A 25,612-nucleotide genomic window follows, 5' to 3' on the forward strand; every position below is an offset into this window, starting at 1 on the left:
CATGCAGCCATCACAAGGAGACCGCCGTGAAGTTCGCCTTCCAACCCCAGCAGTGGCCGGACGCCATCGCCGAGATCGAGGCAGCCGGACATGAACTGGTCGAGGACGTCCACGAGGCGGACTTCCTCGTCTTCAACGGCGGGCCGGACAAATTCCCCGATCCGCTGCCCGACAATATCCGCTACGTGCAGGCCGCCTTCGCCGGCGTTGACGCCCTCCACTCCGCCGGCCTCATCCACCCCGGTGGTGTGCGGTGGGCCTGCGCCTCCGGGCTCTACGACGACACTGTCGCGGAATCGACCATTGGGCTTCTACTGGCCCAGATGCACATGCACAAGACCGTCACCCTGGCGAAGTCCTTCTCCGTGCGCCGCGAGATCGACGATAAGAAGCAGTGGCTCTTCGACAACAAGACCGTCGCCATCATCGGCGCCGGGAGGATCGCCACCAAGCTGATCGACATGCTCTCCGTCTTCGGGGTCCGCATCATCGCCGTCACCCGCTCCGGCCGCGAGGTCGTGGGCGCGGACGAGTCCTACGCCATGGCCGATGCAGCACAGGTGTGGGGGAAGGCCGACATCTTCGTCGTCCTCGCCCCGCTCACCGACGACACCCGCCACCTGGTCAACCGGGATGTCTTCGCACAGATGAAACCCTCCGCCGTCGTGGTCAACGTCGCCCGCGGCCCCCTGGTGCACACCGACGACCTGGTCGAGGCCCTGCGCTCCGGCCAGATCGCAGGCGCCGCACTGGATGTCACCGACCCGGAGCCCCTGCCCGACGGCCATCCCCTGTGGGACATGCCCAACTGCATCATCACACCGCACACCGCCAACACGTTCAGCATCATCCAGGAGAGGATGGGACGGCTGGTGGTGGCCAACGCCACGGCCTTCGAGGCAGGCGGACGCATGCCGAACGAGGTCAACCTGGGGACGGGCTACTGACTCGCAGGTGACATCAGGCATCAGGCGACATCCTTCTCAGGGGGTGGGCGGTCACGCCCCCGGATGCGGGCCCCGGCGGAGTCAGCCTCCGCCTGGGTGTCATTGAAGCGCAGCGGCTGGCGGGGGCCTGCCCGCCTGCCCACCCGCCCGGTGACGGGACAGCGGTCGAGGTAGCTCCGGTTGCCGTGGCCGCTGCGGGAATCATCGTTGTCGGCGTGGTGCAGCGGGCAGACCAGCGTCAGGTTGTGCAGGTCGGTGGTCCCGCCGGTGTCCCAGGACCGGATGTGGTGGGCGTCGTTGTGGATTGCGGCGCTGCTGCAGTCCGGGCAGCCGCACACCCCCTGAGCGGCGTAGAGGGCGATGCGCTGGAAGAAGCTGGCCAGGCGGTTGGCCCGGCCCAGGGCCAGGGGCTGCCCGTCAGTGTCGTGCAGCGCCATGACGTCGAATTTCGCGGCCCCCAGCCGGAGAAGATCGACCATGTTGAGTCGGTCGCCGGTGTTGGTGCTGAACTCTGAGGCGGGAGAGAGGTCCGCGAGGTCCTGGGCGGTGAAGGACAGCAGGATGGAGCCCACCCCGTAGCGGGAGGCGGCCTGCTGCGAGGCCAGGTGCCGCTTCAGGATGACCGCCAGCTGGTCCACGCGCCGCTGGGCACGCGTGCGGGTGTCCTCGGCGTCCTCACCGGGGAGGTTGGCACCGGGACGTTCCCCGGGCGCCAGCGCCGCCTTGAGCATGGCGGCATCCGCGGCAGGCAGTCTGCCCCGGATAGTGCAGCTGCCGTCAGCATCGGGTTCCCCGATCAGGAGAAAGCGGCGGCGGTAGCCGGCGAGCGGATCAGGTGCCCCGGCGGCGTTGGCCAGCTTCACCTGGCGGCGCAGCCAGGTGCGCAGGTCCTCCGGTGTACGGCGGGCGGCCTCCGACAGTGCCCGGTTGTAGAGTTCTGTCCGGCCGGGTTTCGCCTGCTCGTCGAGGTCGGCGAGCTCCCGGTCGATGATGCGGAGCATCTCGGCGGACTGCTCCTCGGCCTTGCGGCGGGCCTCCTCCTGCACCCGGCGTTCGCGCTCGGCGCGGGCTCGGTTCGCTTCCTCCCGTACGTGGCGCTCCTCTTCGGACTCACCGGGTTCGGGTTCAGGCGGCGGGGGAGGCGGGCTGAACAGGTTGTGGCCGGTCTTCAACCGGGCGATCGCCTCGCGACGGGACAATCCCAGGGTGCGGGTCAGGTACTCCAGCGCGCTGACGGAGCCGACCAGGCGTCCGGCCCCGGCACGTTCCGCCAGCCAGGCGAAGGCCGCGTCCAGGTGGGCCTTGCTGTTGACGGCGGACTCCAGCTTCCCGAAGGAGTCGGCGACCTCGTCGAAGGGGATGACCGCGGGATCAGCCATCACCTGGGAGAGTGTGGCCAGACCGGCCTCGATCTGCGCGACGGCCTGTTCGACCTGTTGCTTCACCATCATGACACCCCCTCGTTCACATGTTCTACATTAACCGCACCCTGCAGCACCGTCAAGACTTTCGGCGAACATGCTTGCTAAGGGCGGGGTCGGTGTCGGGAAGCTATGTAAGATGGGGTGGCATGACTGATAGCCGTGCCACTGAACGTGAAGAAGTACTGACCAAGGCCCGCGCAGCCAAGGCCGTCGCCCCGGTTCTGGCCCAGCTGCCGACCTCGCGGAAGAATGAGATCCTGCTCGCCGCCGCCGCCGAGCTCATCGCAAAAACCGACGACATCATCGCCGCCAACCAGCAGGACATCGACTCCGGTCGCGCGGAAGGTCTGACCGAGGCCCTCATCGACCGTCTCAGCCTCGACGCCACCCGCATCGAGGGCATCGCCGGTGGCCTGCGTCAGGTTGCCGGCCTCAAGGATCCGGTGGGCGAGGTGCTCACCGGCGGCGTGATGCCCAACGGCATCCAGATGCGTAAGGTGCGCGTCCCCCTCGGCGTGATGGGCATGGTCTATGAGGCGCGTCCCAACGTCACCGTCGATGCCTTCGGACTGGCCCTGAAATCCGGCAACGTGCCGCTGCTGCGCGGCTCGCGCACCGCCCGCAACTCCAACGCGAAACTGGTGGAGATTCTGCAGGGCGTGCTCGCTAATTTCGACCTGCCCCGCGAGATCGTCCAGCTCCTGCCCTGCGAGTCCCATGATTCGGTCCAGGACCTCATCACCGCCCGCGGACTGGTCGACGTGGTCATCCCGCGCGGCGGCGCCCGCCTGATCGAGACGGTGGTGACCAACGCGACCGTCCCGGCCATCGAGACCGGCTCCGGCAACTGCCACTTCTACATCGACCGTGACGCCGACCTGGAGCAGGGCATCGCCATGCTCATCAACGGCAAGGTCCGCCGCTGTTCGGTGTGTAACGCCACCGAGACCGCGCTCATTGATGCCGGCCTCCCGGACGCCGACAAACTCGCCGTCGTCCGCGGGCTGCAGGAGGCCGGGGTCACCGTCCACGGTGACGTGGCGGAGCTCGAGGCCTTCGGCGCCGCCGACATCGTCCAGGCCGACGACACCGACTGGGGCGAGGAGTACCTGACCATGGACATCGCCGCCAGGGTCGTCGACGGTGTGGGTGGGGCCATCGCCCACATCACCCGCTGGTCCTCCGGCCACACCGAGGGCATCGCCAGCAACAACATCGTCACCGCGCAGCGCTTCGCTGATGAGGTCGACGCCGCCGCCGTGATGGTCAACGCCTCCACCGCCTTCACCGACGGCGAGCAGTACGGCATGGGCGCGGAGATCGGCATCTCCACCCAGAAGCTCCACGCCCGCGGCCCCATGGCACTGCCCGAGCTGACCTCCACCAAGTGGATCCTGCAGGGTACCGGCCAGACTCGCCCGTAGGAACACTGCGTTGGGCCCGCCTCCGGCTTATCATTGCCTGAACAGGTGATGAGAGGCGGAAAATGAAGAAGCTCAGGGGTGGCCTCGTCGCGGCCACGGTAGTGGTGCTGGGATTGTCCACGGTGCCGGCCACTGCCGGTACCGCACAGCCGGGGCAACCCGGTACAGCACAGGTCTGCCCGGAGATCGTGGTCCTTGCGGCCCGTGGCAGCGAGCAGAACGACCACCTCGAGCCGACCTCCTATAGTCCGGATTCGCCCTGGGTGTCCAACGGCTACGAGGCGGAGAACATCCGCGCTTTCCTGCACTATGCGGAGGCCCGCCACAGGGAGCAGGCCGGTACCTCGCTGCTGGCGGACGTGCAGGTCATCGGCCTGGATGACAGCGTTTACCCGGCGCGCCTGCCCGTGCCTGCTCTCGCGGAGCGCGGGGAGAACCTGGACATGAGTCAGGCCGGCAGCCGGGTGGGGGAGATCCTGCGGCAGACCCCGGCGCACGTGATCGCGCAGGATGCGGTCGGCGGGCTGCTCGGCGGCCTGGAATCCGGCATCACCGGCACGATGGGTTACGTCGACGCCTGGGAGACACGCACCGGCTGCAGCCCGGGTTACATCCTCATCGGCTTCTCCCAGGGGGCGGTGGTGCTCATCCCGCAGGAGCCGTGGCTGAAGGAGCGCGGCCAGCTGATCGCCTCACTCTACCTCGGTAACCCCCTGCATCCGGTGGTGGGCGCGGGGCCGTCGAGAAGCGACAGCCTCAGTTACTGCATCGACGGTGACTTCGCCTGTAACCTGAACTCCAGCACGGGGCAGACGGCGCTGGCAAACGGCGGCGGGGTGCACGACGAGTACTTCGGTGCGGTCGACGGGCAGCAGCGCGAGGGCGACGGGGAGGTGGCGGACCGGTTCGCGGGCTGGATCACCGGATACAATCCGCAGGCATGACTGAGCGCATCGGTGTCATGGGTGGCACCTTCGATCCGATCCACCACGGGCACCTCGTCGCGGCGAGTGAGGTGGCGGACCGTTTCGACCTGGACACGGTGATCTTCGTGCCCACCGGGCAGCCGTGGCAGAAGGCGGCGCGGAAGGTCGCGCCAGCGGAGGACCGCTACCTCATGACGGTGATCGCCACGGCCGCGAACCCGCGGTTCCGGGTCAGCCGCGTCGACATCGACCGGGGTGGGGACACCTACACCGTGGACACCCTCACGGACCTGCGGGCGCAGCACCCGGGCGCGGAGTTCTTCTTCATCACGGGTGCGGACGCGCTGGCCTCGATCGTCACATGGCGGGACTGGGACCAGATGTTCGACCTCGCGGAGTTCGTCGGCGTGACCCGCCCCGGCTATGAACTCACCGAGGAGATGCTGCCGGAGCTGCACCAGGAGCGCGTCCACCTCATCGATGTGCCGGCGATGGCGATCTCCTCGACCGACTGCCGGGCGCGCGCCGCGGCAGGGCGTCCGGTCTGGTACCTGGTGCCGGAGGGCGTGGTCCAGTACATCGCCAAGAACGACCTCTACAGGCAGGACCCCGCGTAGACTCAGGGCGACACACGGTGCGCGAGTAGGAGAAACCCCGTCCGCCGTGGGAAACTCGAGGGAGTTTTCAAGCCCTACCTGCCCTACCTGAACAATAAAGGACCCCGTGTGACTGTTTCTGACGAATCCCGCCGCCTGGCCACCATCGCAGCCCTGGCCGCCGACGAGAAGCTGGGACGCAACATCGCGGTGATCGACGTCTCCGACGTGCTGGCCATCAGCGACGCCTTCGTCCTGGCCTCCGCGGACAACGAGCGACAGGTCGCGGCCATCGTCCAGGAGGTCGAGGACGAGCTCACCGCCGCCGGCGCCGAGCCCATCCGCCGTGAGGGCATCCGGGAGAACCGCTGGGTACTGCTGGACTACGGCGGGGTGGTCGTCCACATCCAGCGTGACGTGGAGCGCGAGTTCTACGGCCTGGACCGTCTCTACCGGGACTGCCCGCTCATCGAGGTCGAGGGCATCGACCCGCCCGAGCGTCCCGGCACCTGGACCGAGGATGATGTGGACACCCGCCAGGTGGCCTCCATCGACGAGATCCCTCTCGCCGCGGAGGAGCCGCGGGAGATGGACGAGGAGTACTGACATCATGACCCGCCGCCTGATCCTGATCCGCCACGGTCAGACCGATTACAACGCGACCCGCCGCATGCAGGGGCAGCTGGATACCCAGCTGTCCGCCGTGGGCCGGGAACAGGCGGCCGCTGCCGGCCAGCAGCTGCTCGACGAGGGCATCACCCGCATCATCTCCTCGGATCTCACGCGCGCCCACGACACCGCGACGATCATCGCGGAGGTCCTCGGCCTCGGCGTGGACACCGATCCGCGGTTGCGGGAGACCCACCTGGGGGAGTGGCAGTCGAAGACGGCGATGGACGTGGATGCGGAACTGCCCGGTGCGCGCGCCGCGTGGCGCCATGACGCCACCTGGGCCCCGCCGGGCGGGGAATCCCGGGTGGATGTGGCGCGCCGGGCCCGCCCCGTGGTTGAGGAACTGATGGCCACCTACGATGCCTGGGAGGGCAACTCGGTGCTCATCGTCGCCCACGGCGGCACCATCTCTGCGCTGACCTCCAGCCTGCTGGGCCTGGATGTCGGGATGTACCCGATGCTCTCGGGCCTGAAGAACACGCGCCGCTCCCAGCTCACCGCCCGCCCGCGCTATGTGCCGGGCAGCGGGGATGCGCTTGACGACGTCTCCCACGGGGTCGAATCAGGAAACGGCGGTGCCGCGCCCACCAGCGCCCCGGATTTCACTCCGGCAACGATCAGGGATGCCCAGTGGTACCTCGACGGATGGAACATGGGATAAATGCCGGTACGCATCGTCACTGATTCCTCCGCCGGTCTGCCGCCCGAGGTGGTCGAGGAGCTCGGCATCACCGTCATCGACCTGCACCTCATGTCCGAGGACGGCCACGACGACTCCTCCACGGCGGGCCTGTCCTCCCTGGAACTGGTCGCGGCCTACGCCCGCCAGCTGGAGCGCGGCGGGGACGAGGGGGTGCTGGCGCTGCACCTTGCCAAGGAGCTGTCCTCGACGTGGTCGGCGGCGGTCCAGGCGGCGGCCGTGTTCCCGGACGAGATGGTCCGGGTCGTGGAGACCGGTTCGGTGGGTATGGCGGTGGGGGCCGCCGCGATGACGGCCGCGAAACTCGCCTCCGAGGGGGCTGATCTGGACACCTGCCAGGAGATCGCCGAGGACACCCTCAGCCGTTCCGCCACCTGGGTCTACCTCCACGGCATCGAGGACATCCGGAGGTCAGGACGCATCTCCACCACGACGGCACTGTCGGCGACGTTGCTGGCCACGAAGCCGATCATGCAGGTGAAGGAGGGCCGTCTGGAGCTGGTGGGTAAGACCCGCACCCAGGCGAAGGCCTTCACCCGCCTGGTGGAGCTGGTCATCGAACGCGCCGGGGGACGACCAGTGTTCGTGGCGATCCAGCACAACGACGCCGCCGAGGCTGCCGCCCACCTGGAGGACATGCTGGGGGAGGTCCTCGCCGAGGGGTCGAGCATCATGGCCCTACCGATGGAGACCACCCTCGCGGTGCACACCGGGGCCGGCGCCGTGGGGGTGTCGGCGGTGTTCATGTCGCATCCGGAGGATCTGTCCCCAGTTCAGTGACACGTGGACAAATTTGTCCACAGGTTCGGCCGCTGAGGCTTCCGGGGGCTGCGGCGGGCCTCTAGCTTGAGGGCCATGAGCCCGCTGAACCGCCTGCAGGACCTCACCCGCCCCACCGGCGAGGAGGAGCTTCTCGACGTCACCTACCCCACCCCGCGCCTCCACCTCACCCTCCGGCACGCCGCATTCGCGGCCCTGGCGGTGATGCTGCTCGCCGCGGGCATCATGGTGCTCAACTCCGGGGGAGCAGAGTCCGCCGGGAGCGCGGAGACGGAATTTCCTGTTGTGGGTGCCGCGGTCCCGGCTGCGGCGGAGGAGGACGGCGGGGAGCTGGTCATCTCCGTGGTCGGGGCGGTGGCGCAGCCCGGGTTGACCACCCTTGCCCCCGGTGCGCGCGTCGACGACGCCCTCCACCACGCCCAACCTCTGCCCGAGGCTGATCTGCTCGCCCTGAATCTGGCCCAGCGCCTCAGTGACGGCCAGCAGCTGGTGGTGCCGGCGGTCGGGGAAGCGGGGGCTGTACCGGAGGGGACCTCGGGTGGTGGGGGCGGGGTCTCGCTCAATTCGGCCTCGGTGACGGAGCTGACCGCCCTGCCCGGGGTGGGGCCGGCCACCGCGGCGGCGATCGTCGCCCACCGGGAGGCCACCGGTGGTTTCGGCAGCGTCGAGCAGCTTCTCGAGGTCAAGGGCATCGGTCCCGCCAAATTCGAGTCCCTGCGTGAATCGGTGACTCTGTGAGGGCGCGGCCGTGAGTGAGCTGCGCCTGGTCCCCGGCGCCGTGGCGGTGTGGGCGGTGACGCTCATCCTGCTGCTGGAGGGACCTGTGGTGTTGGCTGGGCTCGTGCTCGCGGCCGGCTGCCTGCTGCTCGCATGGTTCCGGCAGGCGGGCCAGGTCCTGCTCACCGGCGTACTGGGTGTGGTGGCCGGAGCGTTGACCTTGTGGCGCCAGCGGCTCGCCGCAGCATGGGATCCCCCGGCCCAGCTGACGGGCACCGTCTCCGCTGCCCCGGTGCGGCTGGACTCGGGCGGCCACCTCGTGCGTGTCGACGCTCCCGGCCACCCCACACCCCTGCCCGTCTTCACCGACCAGGAGGAGGCCGCGTTCCCCGCCGGGACGCAGGTCCTCGTGGAGGGCGACTGGTCCCCGGCGGGCAGACCCGGGCTCGGCATGCTGGTGGGCACCGGGCAGGTCCACGAGCTCCGCGGGCCGCAGGGCATGGACCTGGTGGCAGCCATCGTCCGGCGGTCCCTGGGCGCGGCGGTGGAACAGGCGGTGGGAGAGTCCTCCCGTGGTCTGGTGCCGGGCATGGTGCTCGGTGACGTCTCCGCCCAAACCGCGGTGGAGCGGCAGTTCTACCTCGACACCGGGCTGTCGCACCTGTCCGCGGTCAGCGGGGCGAATGTGGCAATTGTGACCACGGCGGCGGTGCTCGTCTGCCGTCTGCTCACCCTCGGCCCGCGGGTGCAGGTGGCGGCGGCGACCGGGGCGCTGCTCGGCTTCGTCGGGCTGGTGGGCACGGAGCCCTCCGTGCTGCGGGCGTCAGTGACGGGGTTGGTGGGTCTGCTCGCGGTGCTGGGCTCAACGCGGATGGAACCGGTGCATGGCCTGTGCCTGGCGGTGGCAGGGTTGATCCTGTGGGAGCCGGACTTGGCGGTGGCCTACGGGTTCGCGTTGTCCGTGGCGGCGACCGCCGGGATCATCACCCTGCATCCGCTGCTCTACCGGCCCCTGGCGCGTACCCGACTGCCCGACATCCTCGTCCGTGCCCTGGCGGTGGCCGTCAGCGCGGATATTGTCACCATGCCGATCATCGCGCTCATGGCCGGGGAGGTCTCGGTGGTCTCTGTGCTGGCCAACGTGCTGGTCGCCCCCGCGGTCGCGCCGGTGACGGTGCTGGGGCTCATCGCCGCCGGGCTCTCGCTGCTGCCTGGTCCGCTGGCCTGGCTGCCGCTGAAGCTGCTCGAGCCGTGCACGTGGTGGATCCACACGGTGGCCGCCTGGTGTGCCGGGCTGCCGTTGGCCACGGTGCCCGCCGAACCGGTGTGGGTGCTCATCGCCTACGGCTGGATCATCGCCGGCCTGGTGGGCGGACATACCTGGAAAACCCTGCTGCTGGTGCTCGGGTGGTGGGTGTTCAGCGTGCGCGACGGTGTCGGTCTCCCGCCGGAGGAGGTGCCGGTGGACAGCCTGCAGGTGCATGTGGTGGAGGAGGCGGGGCAGGTGGACCGTGCCCCACCCGGCACCCAGGTGGTCATCGTGCAGGATCCGACCGGGCGCCCCGCCAACCGGCCGACCGTCACCCGCGAGGGCGTGCCGGTGCTGTTCCCGTACCGCGACGGGGAGGTGACCCTGCATGTGGACGGCACCCAGCACGCCCGCGACGGCAGGTTCTAGCCCTTGCCTGCGGGGGCGGGGACGGTGATGACCTGGACGCCCATGTCGCGGACGGCGGTGAGGATCTCCCGGGGTGCATCCGAGGTGGTGACCAGCTGGTGGAGATCCCCGATGTCCGCGAACCGGAAGGTGGACACGTGGTTGAGCTTGCGGGGGGTGGCCACGAGGATCCGGCGGGTGGCAGCGGTGATGGCGGCTCGTTTATTCTCGGCGTCCTCCCAGGTGGTGGTCGCCAGCCCGTGGGTCAGGGAGATGGAGCAGGAACCCAGGATCACGGCATCCACGGCGATGTCGCGCAGCGCGGAGACCACCCCGGAACCCGTCAGCGCGAGGGTGTCGGTCTCCACGGGGCCGCCGGGGATGAGGACGGTGGCGCCGGCCCGGCCACCGAGTTCCATCGCGGAATGCAGGGACAGGCACATCGCGGTGATGGGGCGTCCGGCCAGCCGGGCGGCCACCGCCTGGCAGGTGGTGCCGTTGTCGATGATCACGGACTCGTCGTCGGCGACCAGTTCGGCGGCTGCGACGGCGAGCGCCTGTTTCGCCGCCCGGTCCTCCGCCCGGCGCACGGCGAAGGGTTGGGGTGTGCCCCGCTTCATCACCCGCCGGGCCCCGCCGTGGGTACGGACCAGGAAGCCGGCCTGTTCCAGCTCGGCGAGGTCGCGGCGGATGGTCACCGCGGAGACGCCGGTCAGTTCGGTGAGGGCGTCGATCCGGGTGATGCCGGGACGGTCGACGGTCCGCATGATCACTTTGTGGCGTTGCTCGCGTTCCATGTGGACAGGATCAGTCATTTCCGGGAGCCTGTCAAGAGTCTGCTGACCGGGATGAACTGGGAATTCGGCCTGCTCGGAACGGAAAAGCCCAGATCTTTGGGGAGGTTCTTTTCCTGATCCAAATGATCATTTCATGTGATCGAATGATCTTCTACACTGCGGGGCATCAACCAGGGACAATAAGTAGGATGCGGCGATGATGACCGCCAGGACCGGGGCCACCGCAGTGGGGCTGACCGTGCTGCAGGTGCCCGACACCGAGAAGATGACCCAGTTCTACCGGCTTTTCTTCGCCGCTGAACCGCAGGGTGGCGCAGCCCCGGAGGTCACCGTCCTGCGTTTCCCCTCGGGCGGGCACCTCGCCTTCGCAGCCACCCCGGACCCCACCCGCGGCAGCTCCGTCCGCATCAGCCTCACCGTCCCCGATATCGGGACCCGCGAGCAGATCCTGGCCCACCTGGCGGCCGAGGGACACACCGCCAGCGACGGCGCGGTCCTTGACCCGGCAGGCAACACCGTGGACATCCTCGTCCGGACGACCGAACTCCCCGCAGGCCGGGCCCGGGTCATTGCCGGAACCACCCACCGTTTCAGCGCGGCAGCCCGCTGCCGCAGCCTCCTTGACCCGACCCCCGAACCGTCAGCGGAGAGACCCAAACCTCCCTGGGAGCAGTTCGTTGACTGGTTCCAACGCACCGGACTGCAGGTGACGGGCTCTGTGCTTGACGTCGATAAGCTGATCCCGTGAGACTGGCCGCCTTCGACGGAACCATCCTCTTCCCGGACGGCATCGCACAGTTCACCGCTGAGGCCATCCGGGCCTGGCAGGGGGCGGGGCACCTGGGTGTGGACCGTTCGGAGGTGGAGATTCACACCTTCGGCGATTCCTGGAACGACCTGCCCATGCACGCCATCGCGGATCGCTCCTACTCCTTCCCGTGGTCGCCGGAGGAGGTGTACGCTGCGACCGACGAGGTCATCGATTCGGTGGCGGAAACCCTCCGCCGCCTGCTCTGACCGGTGGGTTCTGGAGGCGTCGCCGACACCAGGTCGAGCTTGTCGGCTGCCAGGTGCGTGGCCCCGTGATCACTCTGGACGGGAAGTTTCTCGACTACAACCGGTGAGGATTCCGTCCACGGCGGGTCGCTGACAGTCCCACGGCCAGTGCCACTCCCCACAGCAGGAACAACGGGTCCCACAACCAGCCGTGGCCGGTCATTGCCGCGTGGTCGTAATCATCGCCGTGGGGCAGGACACCGGCCAGGACCAGGTTGATCACCAGCGTATTCGCCCCACCCCAGAGCATCAGTGCCGTCGCCCCGAGCCAGTGGAGGATCCGCCACCAGCGGTCGTCGAAGAGCAGAGGACTCAACGCGAAGGCTATCCTGACTGCACCGACGGTGACTATGGCCCATCCCAGACATCCCAGACCCTCGAATTGATCGGTGACCTGCTCGCCGACGGTCTCCAGCAGCCACGTCCCGCCCAGGCCCCAGTAGATGCTGGCAGCACCGTGGAGGAGTCCGGCAACGGCGGCCACGAGGAAGGCTGGGTGGGATGTCACCCGGTGAAGACCACGCGGCCGTCGCGAAGCACCAGCCGGACCTCCGCGATCTCGGTGATTTCCTCGTGCGGGCTGCCCTCGACGGCCACCAGATCGGCGATCGCACCTTCGCGAATCTCGCCGAGCTCAGGCCTCCCCAGCTGGCGGGCCGCCGCGGAGGTTGCGACCTGGAGCGCCTCGGTGGGGCTGAGCCCGGCCTCAACCAGCAGGGCCAGCTCACGCTGCAGCCCGGTGCCGAAGCCGACGCCGGGCATCCCTGCGTCGCTGCCGGCCAGGAGCGTCCCGCCGGCATCATGGAACTCCGTGGACTGCCGGATCATCTGCCCCCTGAGTTCGGGCGGACCATTCTCCGCCGCGACGATCATCGACGGGGTCACCGGGATGCCACTGTCGACCACCTCCGCCAGCAGTTCCGGTGGCCAGCCGTCCATCAGGTCGCGGGACTCCAGGTGCACCAGCTCATCGACGCCTGCGGCGCGGACCTCACTGAGATCGTCCAGGCGGCCCCAGTGCGCGACGACGGGCAGCCCCAGGGCATGCGTTTCTTCGACGATGGCGGTCAGGACGTCCACCGGGATCGGGTCGAGGGGCTGATTCTCGATACCGCGTTCCTGGATGACCTTGATCAGGTCTGCACCGTCCTCGACCAGGCGGCGCACCTCCTGACGCGCCTGTTCTGGAGTGTCCGGCGTCAGGGACGGCGAGGCCTCGAGGTCACCGCCGAAGATGGTCTGGACGGGGTGGCCGCCGGCGGTGGTGAACAGCGTTCCGGCGGCGAACACCCGCGGCCCCTCAAGCGAGCCGTCGGCAATGCCGTCGCGCAGCTCGAAGATGAAGGGCGTCTCGTTACCCAGATCGCGAACGGTGGTGACCCCGGCGGCAAGCAGGTCACGGCGTGCCTCGGGCAGGTAGCGGGAGTAGTGGGCGATCAGTCCCGGCATGTCCAGTGCACCGAACGGGTCCGCGCCGCTTTCTATTTCTCGGCCGAGGTGGACGTGCAGGTCGATCAGCCCCGGCAGCAGGGTCATGCCTGAGAGGTCGCGGATCTCGACGTCTGCGGGTGCATCACCGACGAGGTCAGGGCCGACGCCGGTGATGCGCCCGTCCTCGACCAGGATGTCGATGTTCCGGGTCGGGGTGAGCTCCGGACCCGTGAGTACCGTAGCGCCGCTGAGGAGGATGGGGGAGGGGTCAGTGTCCCCGGGGCGGTAGCTGGTCGTCTCGTACCAGATGAGGAATGCCGCGACGAGCGCGACGATGAGGCCGAGGGCAACCAGGACGGTGCGGAAGAAGATTTTCTTTCCCATTGCGGAAATATGCCCTTCTTTGGAAGCAGCGTGTTCCTCCATGGTAAACCGCTGTACCATTCTGGGACATTGGCGTTCCGGGGTGGAAGGGATCAACCGTGACCGGGAATGCGGAGAAGATCCTCAAGGGTGCCACCGCCCGCCGCCTCGCGATCGGGTGCCCGCCGCTCTACCGCTCTTCTGCTGACCGCGAGCAGCTGATCGGACAGGTGCGCAGGGAAGGCACCTGAAGGTTGGTGGAGATGCTCGAGGCCTGTTATGGGCGCCTGTTCGAGATGGAGCCGGAACTGTCGTTGGTGCCGGCCGGGCATCCCCTGATCCCCGGGAGTGACCTGGCTACGACGCACGGGACTGGGGGACGGGCTCGGTGCTCGGGGTGGATGAGCACGGGGCAGAAGGGGCGGGGTGTCGATAAGCTGGCCTCATGAAACTGGCCGCCTTCGACTTCGACGGAACCATCCTCTTCCCGGACGGCATCGCACAGTCCACCGCTGAAGCCATCCGAGCCTGGCAGGAGGCGGGCCACCTGGCAGTGGCCGCCACCGGCAAATCACTCTCGGCTGCGCAGCACGCCCTCGACGGCTTCGACGTCAGCTTCGATTACTCGGTGCTGTTCACCGGGGCCGTCGTCGCCGACCGGCAGAGCCGTGTGCTGCACTCGGCCGCCCTGGACACCGACGTGGTCCGCCGGGTGGTAGGTCACCTGGCCACGGTGGAGAACATCGCCGTCTACGGGACGATGCTCCACGGTCGGGACGTCCGCTTCAGCTCCACGATCACCGGGGACGCGCAGACAAATATCCTGCGGGACCACCAGGAACTGGACCCCGCGGACATCGCCGGGCACGAGTTCATCGGCGTGCCTGTCTGGGTGCCCGGCAACCCGGCGCTGCAGCAGCGGATCCAGACCTGGATCACCGAGAACTTCAACGTCGGTTGCGTGTCCAACCAGAGCTTCATCGACATCATCCCCGTCGGCACCACCAAGGGCACGGGACTGGCCTGGCTGGGCAACCACCTGGGCGTGGACCGTTCGGAGGTGGAGATCCACACCTTCGGCGATTCCTGGAACGACCTGCCCATGCACGCCATCGCGGACCACTCCTACTCCTTCCCGTGGTCGCCGGAGGAGGTGCACGCCGCGACCGACGAGGTCATCGATTCGGTGGCGGAAACCCTCCGCCGCCTGCTCTGACCGGTGGGTTTCAGTCCCGCGGCCCGACGACGGCCCGGACCACGTTGAGCGCACCGAGCACCACCAGTGAGATACCCAGGAACCACCACAGGAACACCGCACCCCACACCAGACTGCTGAGCAGGGTGAAGCCCGCCAGCACGGAGACGATAGCGAATAGGATCGTGAGGGTCTTCGACTTTGCCCGCGCCAGGGTGAACAGTGCGGTGAAACCCTCCACGATCCACATGAAACCGACCATGGCCGTGAGGAAGAGGGCGAGGAAGACCGCGGTCTGCTGCAGGGAGCTGAACGCGTACACCCCCGCGATGACATAGAGGACACCGAGCAGAACATGCCCGATGCGCCCGCCCGCACCGAGGTCTTTCGCCGGGATCCCGAGGACCACGTAGGCGACACCGGCGATGAGGGCGTAGGCCCCGATCACCGCCGTCAGGGCAACGGCCGTCTTGGTGGGCCAGACGAGAACTGCGACGCCGAAGCCGACCGCCGCCATGCCGCTGATCAGCAAGGCAAGCCGGGCACCCTTCACTGATTCGGGGGTCATGGGGGTTGCGGGCGTGTCCGGGGAGGATGAGGGGGCGGTGGCCGTGGTGGTCATCACTGAAGTCCTTCACGATTCAAGGGGAGGGGAATGAAGAGGTGTTACGGCAGTGATTGGTTGATGGCCTAGACATTATCAGCGACAGGCTATTTTCACGGCGGCACCGGATAAAGTTTCCGATTCGGAATGGACTCCTTTTCCACCCCGCAGAAACCTCCCTGATCAGCAGGTTTGAGACATGGGATAAGTGTCGTTCACACCCCTGCCGAATGCGTGCAGGGCGAAATCCGACCTGAACCTCCAGAAACACCGCCGCGACCAATTCGCGTGCCCCGATGCCTCCCGCGGCCCGCAGACAGGCGGTCTCCTAGGATGGTCAACATGCCTGTGGCACCTGTACACCTCATCGTCGGCGAGGACGAGTTCATCGCCGAACGCACCCGGCGCTCGCTTCTCGACGCCATCCGCGCCGAGCTCGACGAAGGCACCGAGCTGGAGACCACCACCCTGCGGGCCTCGGAACTCGACGGACCCGAGCTGATCGACGCCACCAGCCCCTCCCTGTTCGGCGAGGACCGCGTCGTCGTGGTCACCCACACCGAACTGGCCGGCAAGGAACCGGTGGAACTGCTGCTGCAGACGTGTAAAACCGTCGCGCCGGGCATCCACATCATCATCCAGCACACCGGGGGCGGCCGGCAGAAGAACCTGCTGGGCAAGTTCAAGAAGTGCGCCGAGTTCCACGCGGCGGACCCGCTCAAACCCCGCGACCGGGCGGGCTGGGTGACCAACGAATTCCGTACCCACGGCGTGCGCCCGACCCCGGACGTCGTCCACGCACTGCTCGAGGGCGTCGGCTCTGATCTGCGGGAGCTGGCCTCGGCGGTCTCGCAGCTGGTCGCCGACACCGACGGGGATGTCACGGTGGCGGCGGTACGCGCCTACCACGAGGGCGTGGCGGAGGTCTCCGGCTTCGACATCGCCGACCTCGCGGTCTCCGGGCAGACGGCCCGGGCCGTGGCCAGCACGCGCCGGGCCCTGCAACTGGGCATGCACCCCGTCGCCCTGGCCACGGCCCTGAGCATGAAGGTCGCCGGCATCGCGCGGTTGTACTCGACGCGCACCACCAACTGGAACGCGGTGGCCGGCAGCGTCGGCATGCCGCCCTGGCTGGCGGAGAAGAACGCCAAGGTCGCCCGCCGCTGGTCGGGGGAGGCGGTCTCCAAGGCGGTGATCCTCATGGCGGAACTCGACGCCGAGGTCAAGGGACAGGGCGGCGACCCGGCCTATGCCATCGAGAATGCCGTGCGACGGATCTCGCAGCTGGCGGGATAGACTCTCCCGCATGACCGAGATTCCTGACGACGTACGCGAACTGGCCTCCCGCCTGTTCGACATGGCCCGCAACGGCGACGAGACCCTCGTCCAGTACATCGACCACGGCATCAGCCCCGACCTGAGCAACGCCGACGGCAATTCCCTGCTCATGCTCGCCGCCTACGCCGGGCACGACGCCCTGGTGGGCGCACTGATCGAGCGTGGGGCGGACGTCGACAAGGAGAACGGGCGCCGGCAGACGCCGCTGGCCGGCGCGGTGTTCAAGAAGTACCCCGAGGTCGTCGACAGGCTCGTCGCCGCGGGTGCCGATGTCAACGCCGGCGCCCCCTCCGCCCTGGAGACCGCCCGCTACTTCCAGATCACCGACATGCTCGAACGGCTCGGCGTGGAGGAATGAGCCTCGCCCAGTGGACCACGCTGCTCCTCCTCAACATCGCCGGGGCAGCCTCCCCCGGGCCTGACATCCTGCTGATCACCCGCACGGCGATCCGCTCGCGCCGCCATGCGCTGGCCACCGTGCTGGGCATCCAGGTCGGCGTGCTGTTCTGGTGCACCCTCACGGTCCTGGGTTTCGCGGCCCTGCTCAACGCCTTCCCCGCCCTGCTGGGTTTCCTCCAGCTCACCGGCGGTGCCTGGCTGGTGTGGATGGGCCGCAACATGCTGCGCGCCGGGCTGCGCGAACGGAAGGACCCGCCCCTGGACATCAGGGAGGCGGCCTCCCGTCTCGGGCGGCTGCGGCACTCCTTCCGGCTGGGTCTGGCCACGAACCTGTCCAACCCGAAGATCGTGCTCTTCCTCTCCGCGCTCATCGCCCCGCTGCTGCCGGCCTCCCCGTCGGTGCTGCTGGCGGTGGGCGTGGTGGTGATGCTCTCGGTCTCCTCGGTGATCCTGCAGCTGGGCATCGCGATGATGGTCTCCACGCCGGGAATGCGCCGCCGTTTCCTGCGCGCGGGCCCGTGGATCGATATCGTCTCCGGGGTTTTCTTCCTCGTGGCGGGCGCGGTGCTGGCCTACAACGGCCTGGCCGACCTGTTCAGCTAGTGCTTATCGACGCCCGCAGCTGGGCGCGGTGTCGATAAGCAGGACACAGAAAACCCGGCCTCCTGAAACAGGAGGCCGGGTTTTCCGGCTGGAAGAAGCGGCTTAGCCGAGCTTGTTGAAGGCCAGGGCCATGGCGGACTTCTTGTTGGCGGCGTTGTTGCGGTGGAACACGCCCTTGGTCACGGCCTTGTCCAGCGCGCGGGAGGCGATGCGCAGCTGGGTCTCAGCGGCACCCTTGTCGCCGGCGTCGACGGCGGCGCGGAACTTGCGCAGCTCGGTGCGGACGGAGGAGCGGACGATCTGGTTGCGGACGCGCGCCTTCTCGTTGGTGAGGTTGCGCTTGATCTGGGACTTGATGTTTGCCATGAAGGTACCTCTTGGAGTTGTAAGGATTCGGTGTCGGTAACCCACCAGCGGACATGTCCTGCGGCCCTGCGGCCACGCGGCACCGGTGTTCAATGAGCGGACCCAAGGTCCTGTCCGCCCCGGCCGGCGCGCCCGGAAGTGAATAACGAAGAAATTCTAGCAGTCCGACCAGCGGGAACCCAAAAAGCCGGTGTCAGCCCCAGTGGTAGTTGTTGCGCAGGCGGGTGGCGATGCGGTCGAAACGGCGCGGCGGGAACAATGCACCCTGGCGGCGTACACCCTGCTCAGAGACCTCCAGCACCCGGTCGAGTCGGATCCAGCACTGGCGGCCGGCGGCATCCCATTCACCGGCGCCGATGTCGAGCCAGCTCTCCGCGCCGGCATGCTTCGGGTTGGGGGAGATGAGCAGGCCGAGGATGGTGTGGCGGTCGCGGCCGATGACCAGCATGGCGCGTTCCCGGGGTGGTGCCTCGGGTCCGTCGGAGGGGGCCCAGATCCACACGACCTCACCGGGTTCGGCCTGGCCGTCCATGTCGGGCGCGTAGTAGATGTTGCGGCTCATCCGCTCGGTGGCCTCAACGCGGATGTGGGCGGCTGCGGCGCGGGCGATCTCCGGCTTCGGGTCGTTGTGCAGTCCGAGGCGCTGGTTGATGCGCGCAAGTCCCTGGTCCAGTGGGGAGCCGTTGGTGCCGAAGAAGGCGCGGATGATCTCCCCGAGTGCCGGCCGCTCCTGGGCGGGCAGCGCAGGGCGGTGTATCCCCCTGGGGCCGCTGCCGTGGCTACTCATCGGTGTTCCCCGCCTCCTCATGCGCCTCAACTGTATTGTTCCAGTGTAGTAGAGGAATGCGGGACTCTGCTAGGTCACTTAAGTATCGGGCTGGACTCCGGTAGGGTGGGGAGGTCATATACGAAGGGAACTGCCACCACACCATGCCGAAGAATTTTGCGGAGAAGACGTTCACCGATCCGTCCAGGATCCGGAACTTCTGCATCATTGCGCACATCGACCACGGTAAATCGACGCTCGCCGACCGTATCCTGCAGCTGTCGAATGTCGTTGAGGCGCGGGACATGCGTGACCAGTACCTGGACAACATGGATATCGAGCGTGAGCGCGGCATCACCATCAAGGCGCAGAACGTCCGGTTGCCGTGGGTGCCCCAGTCGGGACCGCACACGGGTGAGGAGATCGTCATGCAGATGATCGACACGCCGGGCCACGTCGACTTCACCTATGAGGTCTCCCGCGCCCTCGAGGCCTGCGAGGGTGCGATCCTGCTTGTCGACGCCGCGCAGGGCATCGAGGCCCAGACCCTGGCCAACCTCTATCTCGCGATGGAGAACGACCTGGAGATCATCCCGGTCCTGAACAAGATCGACCTGCCGGCCGCTGATCCGGAGAAGTACTCCCTGGAGATCGCCAACATCATCGGCTGCGAGCCGGAGGACGTCCTGCGGGTCTCCGGCAAGACCGGCGAGGGGGTGCCGGCGCTGCTGGACAAGGTCGCCGAGCTCATCCCGGCGCCGACCTCCGAATACGGTGCGGACGCCCCCGCCCGCGCCATGATCTTCGACTCCGTCTACGACACCTACCGCGGCGTGGTCACCTACATCCGCGTGATGGACGGCAGGCTGACCCCGCGCCAACGCCTGAAGATGATGTCCACCGGGACCAACCACGAGCTCCTGGAGATAGGCATCGTCTCGCCGACGCCGAAGAAGTGCGACGGCCTGGGCCCCGGTGAGGTGGGCTACCTCATCACCGGCGTCAAGGATGTGCGCCAGTCCAAGGTCGGCGACACCGTCACCTGGGCCCAGGGTGGGGCGGAGCAGCCCCTCAAGGGTTACGCAGAGCCCAAGCCCATGGTCTACTCCGGCCTGTTCCCCGTCTCCCAGGCCGATTTCCCGGCCCTGCGGGAGGCCCTGGAGAAGCTCCAGCTCAACGACGCCTCCCTGTCCTATGAGCCGGAGACCTCCGTCGCCCTGGGCTTCGGTTTCCGCTGCGGCTTCCTCGGCCTGCTGCACATGGAGATCACCCGCGACCGCCTGGAGCGCGAATTCGACCTCGACCTGATCTCCACGGCCCCGTCTGTGGACTACCGCGTCGTCGCCGAGGACGGTTCCGAGCACCGCGTGCACAACCCCTCCGACTGGCCGGGCGGCAAGCTGCGGGAGATCTACGAGCCGGTGGTCAACCTCACCCTCATCGTGCCCAGCGAGTTCGTCGGCCCGACGATGGAGCTGTGCCAGACCAAGCGCGGCGTGATGAAGAACATGGACTACCTCTCCGAGGACCGGGTGGAGCTGCGCTACAGCATCCCGCTCGGCGAGATCATCTTCGACTTCTTCGACATGCTCAAGTCCCGCACCAAGGGCTACGCCTCCATGAACTACGAGGAGTCCGGTGAGCAGGAGGCCGACCTGGTCAAGGTCGACATCCTGCTGCAGGGTGAGCCGGTGGACGCGTTCTCCGCCATCGTGCACAGGGACAACGCCCAGTGGTACGGCAACAAGATGACGGTCAAGCTCAAGGAGCTCATCCCCCGTCAGCAGTTCGAGGTGCCCATCCAGGCGGCCATCGGCGCGAAGATCATCGCCCGCGAGAACATCCGCGCCCTGCGCAAGGACGTGCTGGCCAAGTGCTACGGCGGCGACATCTCCCGTAAGCGCAAACTGCTGGAGAAGCAGAAGGCCGGTAAGAAGCGCATGAAGAACATCGGTTCCGTCGAGGTGCCCCAGGAGGCATTCGTCGCGGCGCTGTCCACGGACGAGGGATAAGTTCCCGGCCCCGCAGAAATCAGGCCACCAGCCCGGTGCGGGCTGGTGGCCTGATTTCTCTCTGTCGCCTGTCGGGGAGTTAGGACAGTGCGGGCTTGATGTGAGCCCAGGCGGCGGGCAGCTGCTCGCGGAAGGTGTGCCAGTCGTGGGTGCCGGTCTCGGCGTAGTCGACCTTGTGGCCGGTGAAGCCGCGGGAGGTCATGGCGTCGTCGAGAAGTCTGGTGCACTCCAGGGAGCTGCGCTTGAGGACCGCGCCGGAGGACATGTCGAACCAGTTGTTGTTGGCGTAGTTGGTGATGTCCTCGGGGCCGAAGGCGCCGGAGGCGGCGGAGAGGTAGACGCGCTGGTCGCGCAGGCCCTCGGGGTCGCCGACGGTGTCGTGGTAGTGCCAGCGCTCTGGCGGCCGATGGGGTCCATGGGGGAGTAGCCGCCGGAGAGGGCGAAGACAGCGCCGAAGGGCCCTTGGCCAGGTGCACCGCGCCGGAGGCACCCATGGACAGCCCGCCGATGCCACTGCGGCCGTTGTGGTTGAGGCTGCGGTCGGCTTGGAGCAGAGGCGCGAGTTCCTTCGTGATGAAGGTCTCCCACTGGTGGCGGCCCAGGGCCGGGTCGTCCTGCAGCCAGTCGGCGTACATGGAGGCCTGGGCCTGGGTGGGCAGGACGAGGGTGACGTTCTCGTCGTCGAAGATGGTGTGGGCGTCTCCGGTGCCGAGCCACCAGTTGTCGCGCGGGGCACCGACACCGTCGAGGAGGTAGAGCATGGGGGCGCGGGCGCCCGCGTCGGCCGGGCGCACGATCTGCACCTCGACGTTGCGTTTCATGGCCGGGGAGGCGATGGTCCAGCGTTCCTGACGGCGTCCGGCGTCCTCGACCTGCCTGCTGACGACCCGGACCTGGGTTATGGAGTGGTCGAGCGGCAGGTTGACACCGCCGTGGCTGCTGCCCGGGACGTTGCTGACGGGGACCTCGGAGGAGCCGAAACTCTCGAGCAGGGAGAGGGTGTTGTTGATGGCGTTGCCGGAGACTGGGGATCGGCGTTCGAACTGATCACGGCCTCCTCCAGGGCGCTGCCGGTCAGTTACTGGGCAGCGGCAGGGGAGGTGGGACCGAGACTGATGGCCGTGGCAGCTGTTATGGAAAGTGACAGTTTGGAAATACGCGACATAATCCAAGGCAGCCTCAATGAGGCAGAGGTACAGCCAGCGATTGATTGGGAATCTCCCCGATCGGTTCCACCCGCTCACCGTTCCACCAGAAGGTCACGTCCACCTGATACCGCTCGGCGACGACATCCGGGGCCTGGTCGCGTTCCTTCGCCTCGAAATCGAGCATGCGGGTGTGCACCGAGGTGTCATCGGCATCCACCACGGACAGGTGCTGCGGTGCCAACGCCCCGACCCCGATGTAGCTGCCCCGGTGGAAGAGCATGAGCTGGCTCTGCTTGAGCGGACGGTCGGAACCCGTGACCCACACCAGGGCATAGGACAGGTCCGCACACGGGTTGTAGTTCGACTGTCCGTAGTACTCCCACCACTCGCCGGCTGCCGTCGGGGCCGGGACCTGTCTGATGTTCTCGTGGATGGCCGCGGCCTGCGTACTTACCCCGCATGCCTCCGCCTCCGCCGTCACCGTCGTGCTCGTCGGCGGTGGCGCTGCAGGCGGTGTGGTGGTCACCGTCACGGTGGTCTGCTCCGGTGGTAGGTCCTCCCCGGCGCATCCGGCCAGCAGCAGGGCGGTGAGAATGATCAGGGGTCTCATGCCGCCGATTTTAGGCCGGGTCAGGACAGGTTGGGGCGGACTGTCTTCCAGGCGGGGGCGAGTTCCTCACGGAAATTGTTCCGTGCGTGGATACCGGCACTCTTGTAGTTGACCACCTGGTGCTCCATCCCGGCGGTTAGCGCGGCCAGATCATCGCCGTAGAACTCGCGGTCGGCCCCGGTGATCTGACCGTCTGCTGCGGATGCATAGACGACCATGTCCGCCAGCCCGTTCGGGTCGGCGCTGCGCATGATCCGGATGGAGACGTGGCGCTGCATGGCGGGGGAGGCCACCGTCCACCGCTCCAGGCGCGGGTTGTGTTCGTCGATCTGTTTGTCGACGACCCCGGCCGTGCTGTGATGATGGTGGCGAAGGTGCGGAGGTATGTGGGTTTCGCGCAGGAGAAATTTACCTCAGGCTCAGTTCGGGTCCACGCGGACCTTGACCGCCGAACCATGGCGGCGGCCGTATATGCGTGCCAGCAGCGCGATGCCCGTGACCGCCCAGGTCAGCAGCGTCACGGGGATCAGGGAGTGCATGCCCAGGAAGCGGTAGACGAGCGCGCCGGCGAAAGCCCCGAAGGTCAGCCCCGCCCACATCCGCAGATGTCCCAGCCAGGCGGCGTGGGAACCGCCGAAGAAGGAGTCGACGAAGCGCTGCCCCATCTTCACCAGGGTGCCCGTCATGTACGTCAGTGGGATGGCGACCTCACCCTCACGTTCGAAGATGGAGTTCATGGCGCCGATGCCCAGGGAGGCGGCGATGATTGCGATACGGGGGGCGTCGAGAAGCACGAGCAGCGCGGCGACGGTGAAGAGGATGCACATGTTGACCATTACCGCCTCGCGGACCCGGTCCGGCCGCAGGCGGCGCTTGGCCACGCGGCGTACCACAGCCCCCTCCATCACCCCGAGAAGGAAGAACAGCACGGCGGAACCCGCCAGCAGCGCGAGCTCGCCGTTGCCGTCGACGACGGCCGTGGCGATACGGGTGGTGTTTCCTGACATGAAGGACAGGAACACACCCCCGAGGAAGAGGAAGCCGATGGAATCGACGAAGCCCGCGATGAAGGCGAAGCTCACCGCCAGATTCTGTTCACCGGCGGTGTGACTCTGCAACTTAGGACACCGCTCCTAAAACTGGTTGTTACGGTCTGGTCAACCTCCAGTTTAGGGTGTCTCACGCGGTCACGGGTGCAGTATCACCCCGCAACAGATCCTCCACGGACTCTGCCGCACGGAGTACCGCGTCCCAGCGGAACTCGGCAGGCATCGGCTCGCCCGCCACGTAGCGGTGGTACCAGTTCGTGCGGCGGCTGCGCTGCGGGATCCACAGGCGCTCCAGCGCGATATAGGCTGCGGCCTCCGATTCCGGCCCGCGCTGCGCGCCGCCCTCGACCTCCGGGCCCCAGAGCTTCTCCACATAGCCCAGGTAGATCTCCGCCAGGCAGCGGGCGATCTCGACGATGACATCACGGCCGACATCCGGGTGAATCCGGATCCGGTACCACGCGTCAGTCTCGTTGACCATCGGGTCGGGGCTCTCCCCGGGCAGCGGACGCTGGTCGACGTAGCACCAGGAGGTCTCCCCCTCCCAGTCGGTCTCCCAGGTGGCCACGGCGCCGATCTTCCACAGGTTGCCCAGCATCTCCACCCGGCGCATCGGGATCTGCCGCCCGACGGCCGCCGAAGTGAACTCCGCGTAGGCCAGCGAAGGGTCGGTGGCATAGCCCAGACGCTTGCGCCAGGCACCGACGGCATCCCGGTAGTTGATCAGATGCGTCGAGGAGGAATGGACGCGCCGGGTGTGGACGGAGAGGAAATGATCCTCGAAGCGGATGCGACCGTCCCAGCCCCGCTCCGGGAGATGTTCTTTGCCCTTCGCCGGCACTGCCGGCTCGTGGGGCACCTCCAGGCGGACGGGGACGGCCTTGTCCGTCGGTTCGTAGCCGAAGGCCGCCCACTCGTCGGCGGGGCGGAGCTGGAGACTGTTGACCAGGTTGATCATCGACCCGAAATCCTCGAATCGGGGCAGCTCCATCGAGTGGGCGAGCTGCATCGCCGCCGACACCGCCTGCGGAACCGGGAGATGCGGCATGGCACGGACGAGTTCGACCGTGAACTGTTGGGTACGGGCACCTTGTTTGAGATCCACGACTGCTCCTTCCTTTCACCGTCGAAACAGTGGTGTGGATCACAGTTTATCCATGATATGTTCCACGTTAAAGAATGTTGCAGCATTGATACCTGCAGGGGGTGCGGGTGGGTGATCCGGGGAACAGAGCGGTTCCGGGGTTGGTTGCACCAGTCATGAGAATCGATATCTGGTCCGACTACATCTGCCCCTTCTGCACCGTCGGTGAGCGCCACCTCAACCTAGCCCTTGACAATTTCGAGGGGAAGGATGACGTGGAGGTCGTCTGGCGCAGCTTCCAGCTTGACCCGGAGCTCCCGAAGGAGTCGACCGGCACCGCCCTGGACTACCTCGTGCGCATCAAGGGTATGGGTGAGGAGCAGGTCGTCGCCATGAACGACGGGCTCGCCGCCCGCGCCGCTGAGGTCGGTCTGGAGTTCAACTGGCGAGAATCCCACATGGTCAACACCATGGACGCCCACCGGATCGGCCAGCTCGCCCGCCTGGACGACAAGGGTGTGGAATGGGATGAGCTGGTCAAGCGCGGCTACTTCACGGAGGGGAAGAACATCGCCGACCACGACCAGCTCCGCGCCTTCGCCGAGCAGGTCGGCCTGCGCCGCGCGGACGTCGACTCCGCCCTCGCCGACGAATCGGCCTACTCCCAGGAGGTCACGGCCGACATCGCCCTGGCCCGCCAGATCGGCGTGCAGGGTGTGCCCTTCTTCGTCTTCGACGGGAAGCTGGCGGTCTCCGGTGCGCAGCCGGTGGAGGTCTTCGCCCGGGCACTGGAGCAGATCGCCGCGGGGGAGTGACCGGCGACACCTTTCCGGCGACATGCTCTCCGGTCCTTGCGGCTTAAAAGAGCCCTGCCAGCTGGTATAACTGTGTAGTTATGTCCTGCTGCGTAGCGTGGTGCCACCGGCAGTGAGCCGGTACGCGTGGGGC

General features: G+C 67.5%; 30 protein-coding genes and 1 pseudogene. 18 read left to right on the plus strand and 13 right to left on the minus strand.

The genetic code is table 11. From position 1 onward, the window contains the following. The first annotated feature begins 26 nt into the window (after positions 1-26). Positions 27-947, plus strand: coding sequence for a D-isomer specific 2-hydroxyacid dehydrogenase family protein (locus EAH68_RS09395; protein WP_126121078.1), 921 nt, complete (start codon positions 27-29; stop codon positions 945-947). Between the two features lie 20 nt (positions 948-967). On the opposite strand, the gene EAH68_RS09400 is transcribed toward EAH68_RS09395, so the two are convergent. Continuing rightward, the gene (locus EAH68_RS09400; RefSeq protein ID WP_126121079.1) at positions 968-2,398 is read right to left on the minus strand and encodes an HNH endonuclease signature motif containing protein; all 1,431 of its coding nucleotides are present in this window, start codon (positions 2,396-2,398) and stop codon (positions 968-970) included. A 119-nt stretch (positions 2,399-2,517) separates the two neighbouring features. On the opposite strand from EAH68_RS09400, the gene EAH68_RS09405 reads away from it, so the two are divergent. The 8 genes from EAH68_RS09405 to EAH68_RS09440 all read left to right on the plus strand — a co-directional run bounded on the left by EAH68_RS09405 (position 2,518) and on the right by EAH68_RS09440 (position 9,864). Beyond that, positions 2,518-3,795, plus strand: a complete 1,278-nt coding sequence (locus tag EAH68_RS09405) for a glutamate-5-semialdehyde dehydrogenase (RefSeq protein WP_126121080.1) — start codon at positions 2,518-2,520, stop codon at positions 3,793-3,795. A 62-nt stretch (positions 3,796-3,857) separates the two neighbouring features. After that, on the plus strand, positions 3,858-4,739 hold the full coding sequence (locus EAH68_RS09410; RefSeq protein WP_126121081.1) for a hypothetical protein: 882 nt from the start codon (positions 3,858-3,860) through the stop codon (positions 4,737-4,739). Further along, complete coding sequence (gene nadD, locus EAH68_RS09415) at positions 4,736-5,338, plus strand: nicotinate-nucleotide adenylyltransferase (RefSeq protein WP_126121082.1); 603 nt, start codon at positions 4,736-4,738, stop codon at positions 5,336-5,338. The genes EAH68_RS09410 and nadD overlap by 4 nt, the downstream gene beginning before the upstream one ends. Positions 5,339-5,446: 108 nt before the next feature. Further along, a complete protein-coding gene (rsfS, locus tag EAH68_RS09420) occupies positions 5,447-5,923 on the plus strand; it encodes a ribosome silencing factor (RefSeq protein ID WP_126121083.1) in 477 nt (158 codons plus the stop codon). Positions 5,924-5,927: 4 nt separating this feature from the next. After that, the gene (locus EAH68_RS09425) at positions 5,928-6,650 is read left to right on the plus strand and encodes a histidine phosphatase family protein (protein WP_126121084.1); all 723 of its coding nucleotides are present in this window, start codon (positions 5,928-5,930) and stop codon (positions 6,648-6,650) included. Continuing rightward, on the plus strand, positions 6,651-7,469 hold the full coding sequence (locus EAH68_RS09430; protein WP_126121085.1) for a DegV family protein: 819 nt from the start codon (positions 6,651-6,653) through the stop codon (positions 7,467-7,469). 75 nt (positions 7,470-7,544) lie between these two features. Next, positions 7,545-8,207 carry a helix-hairpin-helix domain-containing protein gene (locus EAH68_RS09435; protein WP_126121086.1) on the plus strand — a complete coding sequence of 221 codons (663 nt, stop codon included), beginning with the start codon at positions 7,545-7,547 and terminating at the stop codon, positions 8,205-8,207. A 10-nt stretch (positions 8,208-8,217) separates the two neighbouring features. After that, the gene (locus EAH68_RS09440) at positions 8,218-9,864 is read left to right on the plus strand and encodes a ComEC/Rec2 family competence protein (RefSeq protein WP_126121087.1); all 1,647 of its coding nucleotides are present in this window, start codon (positions 8,218-8,220) and stop codon (positions 9,862-9,864) included. Here EAH68_RS09440 and EAH68_RS09445 read toward each other — a convergent pair. Next, positions 9,861-10,658: a DeoR/GlpR family DNA-binding transcription regulator gene (locus EAH68_RS09445; RefSeq protein WP_164546459.1), complete on the minus strand. Its 798-nt coding sequence runs from the start codon at positions 10,656-10,658 to the stop codon at positions 9,861-9,863. The two genes, EAH68_RS09440 and EAH68_RS09445, sit on opposite strands and share 4 nt — an antisense overlap. 178 nt (positions 10,659-10,836) lie before the next feature. Between EAH68_RS09445 and EAH68_RS09450 the strand changes: the two genes are divergently transcribed. After that, a complete protein-coding gene (locus tag EAH68_RS09450; protein WP_126121088.1) occupies positions 10,837-11,388 on the plus strand; it encodes a VOC family protein in 552 nt (183 codons plus the stop codon). Then, positions 11,385-11,657, plus strand: coding sequence for an HAD family hydrolase (locus tag EAH68_RS09455; protein WP_241228397.1), 273 nt, complete (start codon positions 11,385-11,387; stop codon positions 11,655-11,657). The genes EAH68_RS09450 and EAH68_RS09455 overlap by 4 nt, the downstream gene beginning before the upstream one ends. A 94-nt stretch (positions 11,658-11,751) precedes the next feature. On the opposite strand, the gene EAH68_RS09460 is transcribed toward EAH68_RS09455, so the two are convergent. Further along, positions 11,752-12,204: a DUF3995 domain-containing protein gene (locus tag EAH68_RS09460; protein WP_126121089.1), complete on the minus strand. Its 453-nt coding sequence runs from the start codon at positions 12,202-12,204 to the stop codon at positions 11,752-11,754. Further along, positions 12,201-13,511 (minus strand): amidohydrolase family protein, encoded by a 1,311-nt coding sequence (locus EAH68_RS09465; protein WP_164546460.1) that lies wholly within the window; start codon positions 13,509-13,511, stop codon positions 12,201-12,203. The genes EAH68_RS09460 and EAH68_RS09465 overlap by 4 nt, the downstream gene beginning before the upstream one ends. 98 nt (positions 13,512-13,609) lie before the next feature. Between EAH68_RS09465 and EAH68_RS15080 the strand changes: the two genes are divergently transcribed. Together EAH68_RS15080 and EAH68_RS09470 are read left to right on the plus strand one after the other, a co-directional pair. Then, the gene (locus EAH68_RS15080) at positions 13,610-13,741 is read left to right on the plus strand and encodes a hypothetical protein (protein ID WP_277600471.1); all 132 of its coding nucleotides are present in this window, start codon (positions 13,610-13,612) and stop codon (positions 13,739-13,741) included. Between the two features lie 194 nt (positions 13,742-13,935). Further along, the gene (locus EAH68_RS09470) at positions 13,936-14,706 is read left to right on the plus strand and encodes an HAD family hydrolase (RefSeq protein ID WP_126121091.1); all 771 of its coding nucleotides are present in this window, start codon (positions 13,936-13,938) and stop codon (positions 14,704-14,706) included. A gap of 10 nt (positions 14,707-14,716) precedes the next feature. Here EAH68_RS09470 and EAH68_RS09475 read toward each other — a convergent pair whose 3' ends face one another. Beyond that, positions 14,717-15,307, minus strand: coding sequence for an HdeD family acid-resistance protein (locus EAH68_RS09475; protein WP_241228398.1), 591 nt, complete (start codon positions 15,305-15,307; stop codon positions 14,717-14,719). A gap of 315 nt (positions 15,308-15,622) precedes the next feature. Here EAH68_RS09475 and holA point away from each other — a divergent pair, with 315 nt between their 5' ends. Genes holA through EAH68_RS09490 form a run of 3 tightly spaced genes read left to right on the plus strand, consistent with a single transcriptional unit; the run spans position 15,623 to position 17,629 of the window. Next, positions 15,623-16,585 (plus strand): DNA polymerase III subunit delta, encoded by a 963-nt coding sequence (holA, locus tag EAH68_RS09480; protein WP_126121092.1) that lies wholly within the window; start codon positions 15,623-15,625, stop codon positions 16,583-16,585. A gap of 10 nt (positions 16,586-16,595) precedes the next feature. Next, positions 16,596-16,985, plus strand: a complete 390-nt coding sequence (locus EAH68_RS09485; protein WP_126121093.1) for an ankyrin repeat domain-containing protein — start codon at positions 16,596-16,598, stop codon at positions 16,983-16,985. Beyond that, complete coding sequence (locus EAH68_RS09490) at positions 16,982-17,629, plus strand: LysE family translocator (protein ID WP_126121094.1); 648 nt, start codon at positions 16,982-16,984, stop codon at positions 17,627-17,629. The genes EAH68_RS09485 and EAH68_RS09490 overlap by 4 nt, the downstream gene beginning before the upstream one ends. A gap of 102 nt (positions 17,630-17,731) precedes the next feature. On the opposite strand, the gene rpsT is transcribed toward EAH68_RS09490, so the two are convergent. Together rpsT and EAH68_RS09500 are read right to left on the minus strand one after the other, a co-directional pair. Then, positions 17,732-17,995 (minus strand): 30S ribosomal protein S20, encoded by a 264-nt coding sequence (rpsT, locus tag EAH68_RS09495; protein ID WP_126121095.1) that lies wholly within the window; start codon positions 17,993-17,995, stop codon positions 17,732-17,734. A 193-nt stretch (positions 17,996-18,188) separates the two neighbouring features. After that, entirely contained in the window at positions 18,189-18,782 is a 594-nt protein-coding gene (locus EAH68_RS09500) for a type II toxin-antitoxin system PemK/MazF family toxin (protein ID WP_126121096.1), read from the minus strand. Positions 18,783-18,925: 143 nt separating this feature from the next. Here EAH68_RS09500 and lepA point away from each other — a divergent pair, with 143 nt between their 5' ends. Next, the gene (lepA, locus tag EAH68_RS09505; RefSeq protein ID WP_126121097.1) at positions 18,926-20,773 is read left to right on the plus strand and encodes a translation elongation factor 4; all 1,848 of its coding nucleotides are present in this window, start codon (positions 18,926-18,928) and stop codon (positions 20,771-20,773) included. A gap of 79 nt (positions 20,774-20,852) precedes the next feature. Here the strand turns inward: lepA and EAH68_RS14980 are convergent, their stop codons facing one another. The 6 genes and pseudogenes from EAH68_RS14980 to EAH68_RS09530 form a co-directional block, all read right to left on the minus strand. Next, positions 20,853-21,263 carry a hypothetical protein gene (locus EAH68_RS14980; RefSeq protein ID WP_241228403.1) on the minus strand — a complete coding sequence of 137 codons (411 nt, stop codon included), beginning with the start codon at positions 21,261-21,263 and terminating at the stop codon, positions 20,853-20,855. Between the two features lie 34 nt (positions 21,264-21,297). Further along, positions 21,298-21,594: pseudogene (locus tag EAH68_RS14985) on the minus strand (alpha/beta hydrolase-fold protein); the annotation flags it as partial. Positions 21,595-21,952: 358 nt separating this feature from the next. After that, on the minus strand, positions 21,953-22,531 hold the full coding sequence (locus EAH68_RS09515) for an LppP/LprE family lipoprotein (RefSeq protein ID WP_126121098.1): 579 nt from the start codon (positions 22,529-22,531) through the stop codon (positions 21,953-21,955). 20 nt (positions 22,532-22,551) lie between these two features. Beyond that, entirely contained in the window at positions 22,552-22,809 is a 258-nt protein-coding gene (locus EAH68_RS09520; protein WP_126121099.1) for a hypothetical protein, read from the minus strand. Between the two features lie 141 nt (positions 22,810-22,950). Next, positions 22,951-23,649 carry a YoaK family protein gene (locus EAH68_RS09525; protein ID WP_126121100.1) on the minus strand — a complete coding sequence of 233 codons (699 nt, stop codon included), beginning with the start codon at positions 23,647-23,649 and terminating at the stop codon, positions 22,951-22,953. A gap of 61 nt (positions 23,650-23,710) precedes the next feature. Next, positions 23,711-24,685 (minus strand): hypothetical protein, encoded by a 975-nt coding sequence (locus EAH68_RS09530; protein WP_126121101.1) that lies wholly within the window; start codon positions 24,683-24,685, stop codon positions 23,711-23,713. A gap of 155 nt (positions 24,686-24,840) precedes the next feature. Between EAH68_RS09530 and EAH68_RS09535 the strand changes: the two genes are divergently transcribed. Next, on the plus strand, positions 24,841-25,479 hold the full coding sequence (locus tag EAH68_RS09535) for a DsbA family oxidoreductase (RefSeq protein WP_126121102.1): 639 nt from the start codon (positions 24,841-24,843) through the stop codon (positions 25,477-25,479). The last annotated feature ends 133 nt before the right edge of the window (positions 25,480-25,612 follow it).

Source organism: Corynebacterium hylobatis (genome assembly GCF_003955685.1).
Taxonomy (GTDB): domain Bacteria; phylum Actinomycetota; class Actinomycetes; order Mycobacteriales; family Mycobacteriaceae; genus Corynebacterium; species Corynebacterium hylobatis.

Bases quoted from the DNA above. Each gene is read 5' to 3' on its own strand.
- EAH68_RS09400 (WP_126121079.1), bottom strand. From the start codon at position 2,398: ATGATGGTGAAGCAACAGGTCGAACAGGCCGTCGCGCAGATCGAGGCC.
- EAH68_RS09405 (WP_126121080.1), top strand. From the start codon at position 2,518: ATGACTGATAGCCGTGCCACTGAACGTGAAGAAGTACTGACCAAGGCC.
- EAH68_RS09410 (WP_126121081.1), top strand. From the start codon at position 3,858: ATGAAGAAGCTCAGGGGTGGCCTCGTCGCGGCCACGGTAGTGGTGCTG.
- nadD (WP_126121082.1), top strand. From the start codon at position 4,736: ATGACTGAGCGCATCGGTGTCATGGGTGGCACCTTCGATCCGATCCAC.
- EAH68_RS09425 (WP_126121084.1), top strand. From the start codon at position 5,928: ATGACCCGCCGCCTGATCCTGATCCGCCACGGTCAGACCGATTACAAC.
- EAH68_RS09430 (WP_126121085.1), top strand. From the start codon at position 6,651: ATGCCGGTACGCATCGTCACTGATTCCTCCGCCGGTCTGCCGCCCGAG.
- EAH68_RS09435 (WP_126121086.1), top strand. From the start codon at position 7,545: ATGAGCCCGCTGAACCGCCTGCAGGACCTCACCCGCCCCACCGGCGAG.
- EAH68_RS09445 (WP_164546459.1), bottom strand. From the start codon at position 10,658: ATGACTGATCCTGTCCACATGGAACGCGAGCAACGCCACAAAGTGATC.
- EAH68_RS09450 (WP_126121088.1), top strand. From the start codon at position 10,837: ATGATGACCGCCAGGACCGGGGCCACCGCAGTGGGGCTGACCGTGCTG.
- EAH68_RS09465 (WP_164546460.1), bottom strand. From the start codon at position 13,511: ATGGGAAAGAAAATCTTCTTCCGCACCGTCCTGGTTGCCCTCGGCCTC.
- EAH68_RS09470 (WP_126121091.1), top strand. From the start codon at position 13,936: ATGAAACTGGCCGCCTTCGACTTCGACGGAACCATCCTCTTCCCGGAC.
- EAH68_RS09475 (WP_241228398.1), bottom strand. From the start codon at position 15,307: ATGACCACCACGGCCACCGCCCCCTCATCCTCCCCGGACACGCCCGCA.
- holA (WP_126121092.1), top strand. From the start codon at position 15,623: ATGGTCAACATGCCTGTGGCACCTGTACACCTCATCGTCGGCGAGGAC.
- EAH68_RS09485 (WP_126121093.1), top strand. From the start codon at position 16,596: ATGACCGAGATTCCTGACGACGTACGCGAACTGGCCTCCCGCCTGTTC.
- EAH68_RS09490 (WP_126121094.1), top strand. From the start codon at position 16,982: ATGAGCCTCGCCCAGTGGACCACGCTGCTCCTCCTCAACATCGCCGGG.
- rpsT (WP_126121095.1), bottom strand. From the start codon at position 17,995: ATGGCAAACATCAAGTCCCAGATCAAGCGCAACCTCACCAACGAGAAG.
- EAH68_RS09500 (WP_126121096.1), bottom strand. From the start codon at position 18,782: ATGAGTAGCCACGGCAGCGGCCCCAGGGGGATACACCGCCCTGCGCTG.
- lepA (WP_126121097.1), top strand. From the start codon at position 18,926: ATGCCGAAGAATTTTGCGGAGAAGACGTTCACCGATCCGTCCAGGATC.
- EAH68_RS09515 (WP_126121098.1), bottom strand. From the start codon at position 22,531: ATGAGACCCCTGATCATTCTCACCGCCCTGCTGCTGGCCGGATGCGCC.
- EAH68_RS09520 (WP_126121099.1), bottom strand. From the start codon at position 22,809: ATGCAGCGCCACGTCTCCATCCGGATCATGCGCAGCGCCGACCCGAAC.
- EAH68_RS09535 (WP_126121102.1), top strand. From the start codon at position 24,841: ATGAGAATCGATATCTGGTCCGACTACATCTGCCCCTTCTGCACCGTC.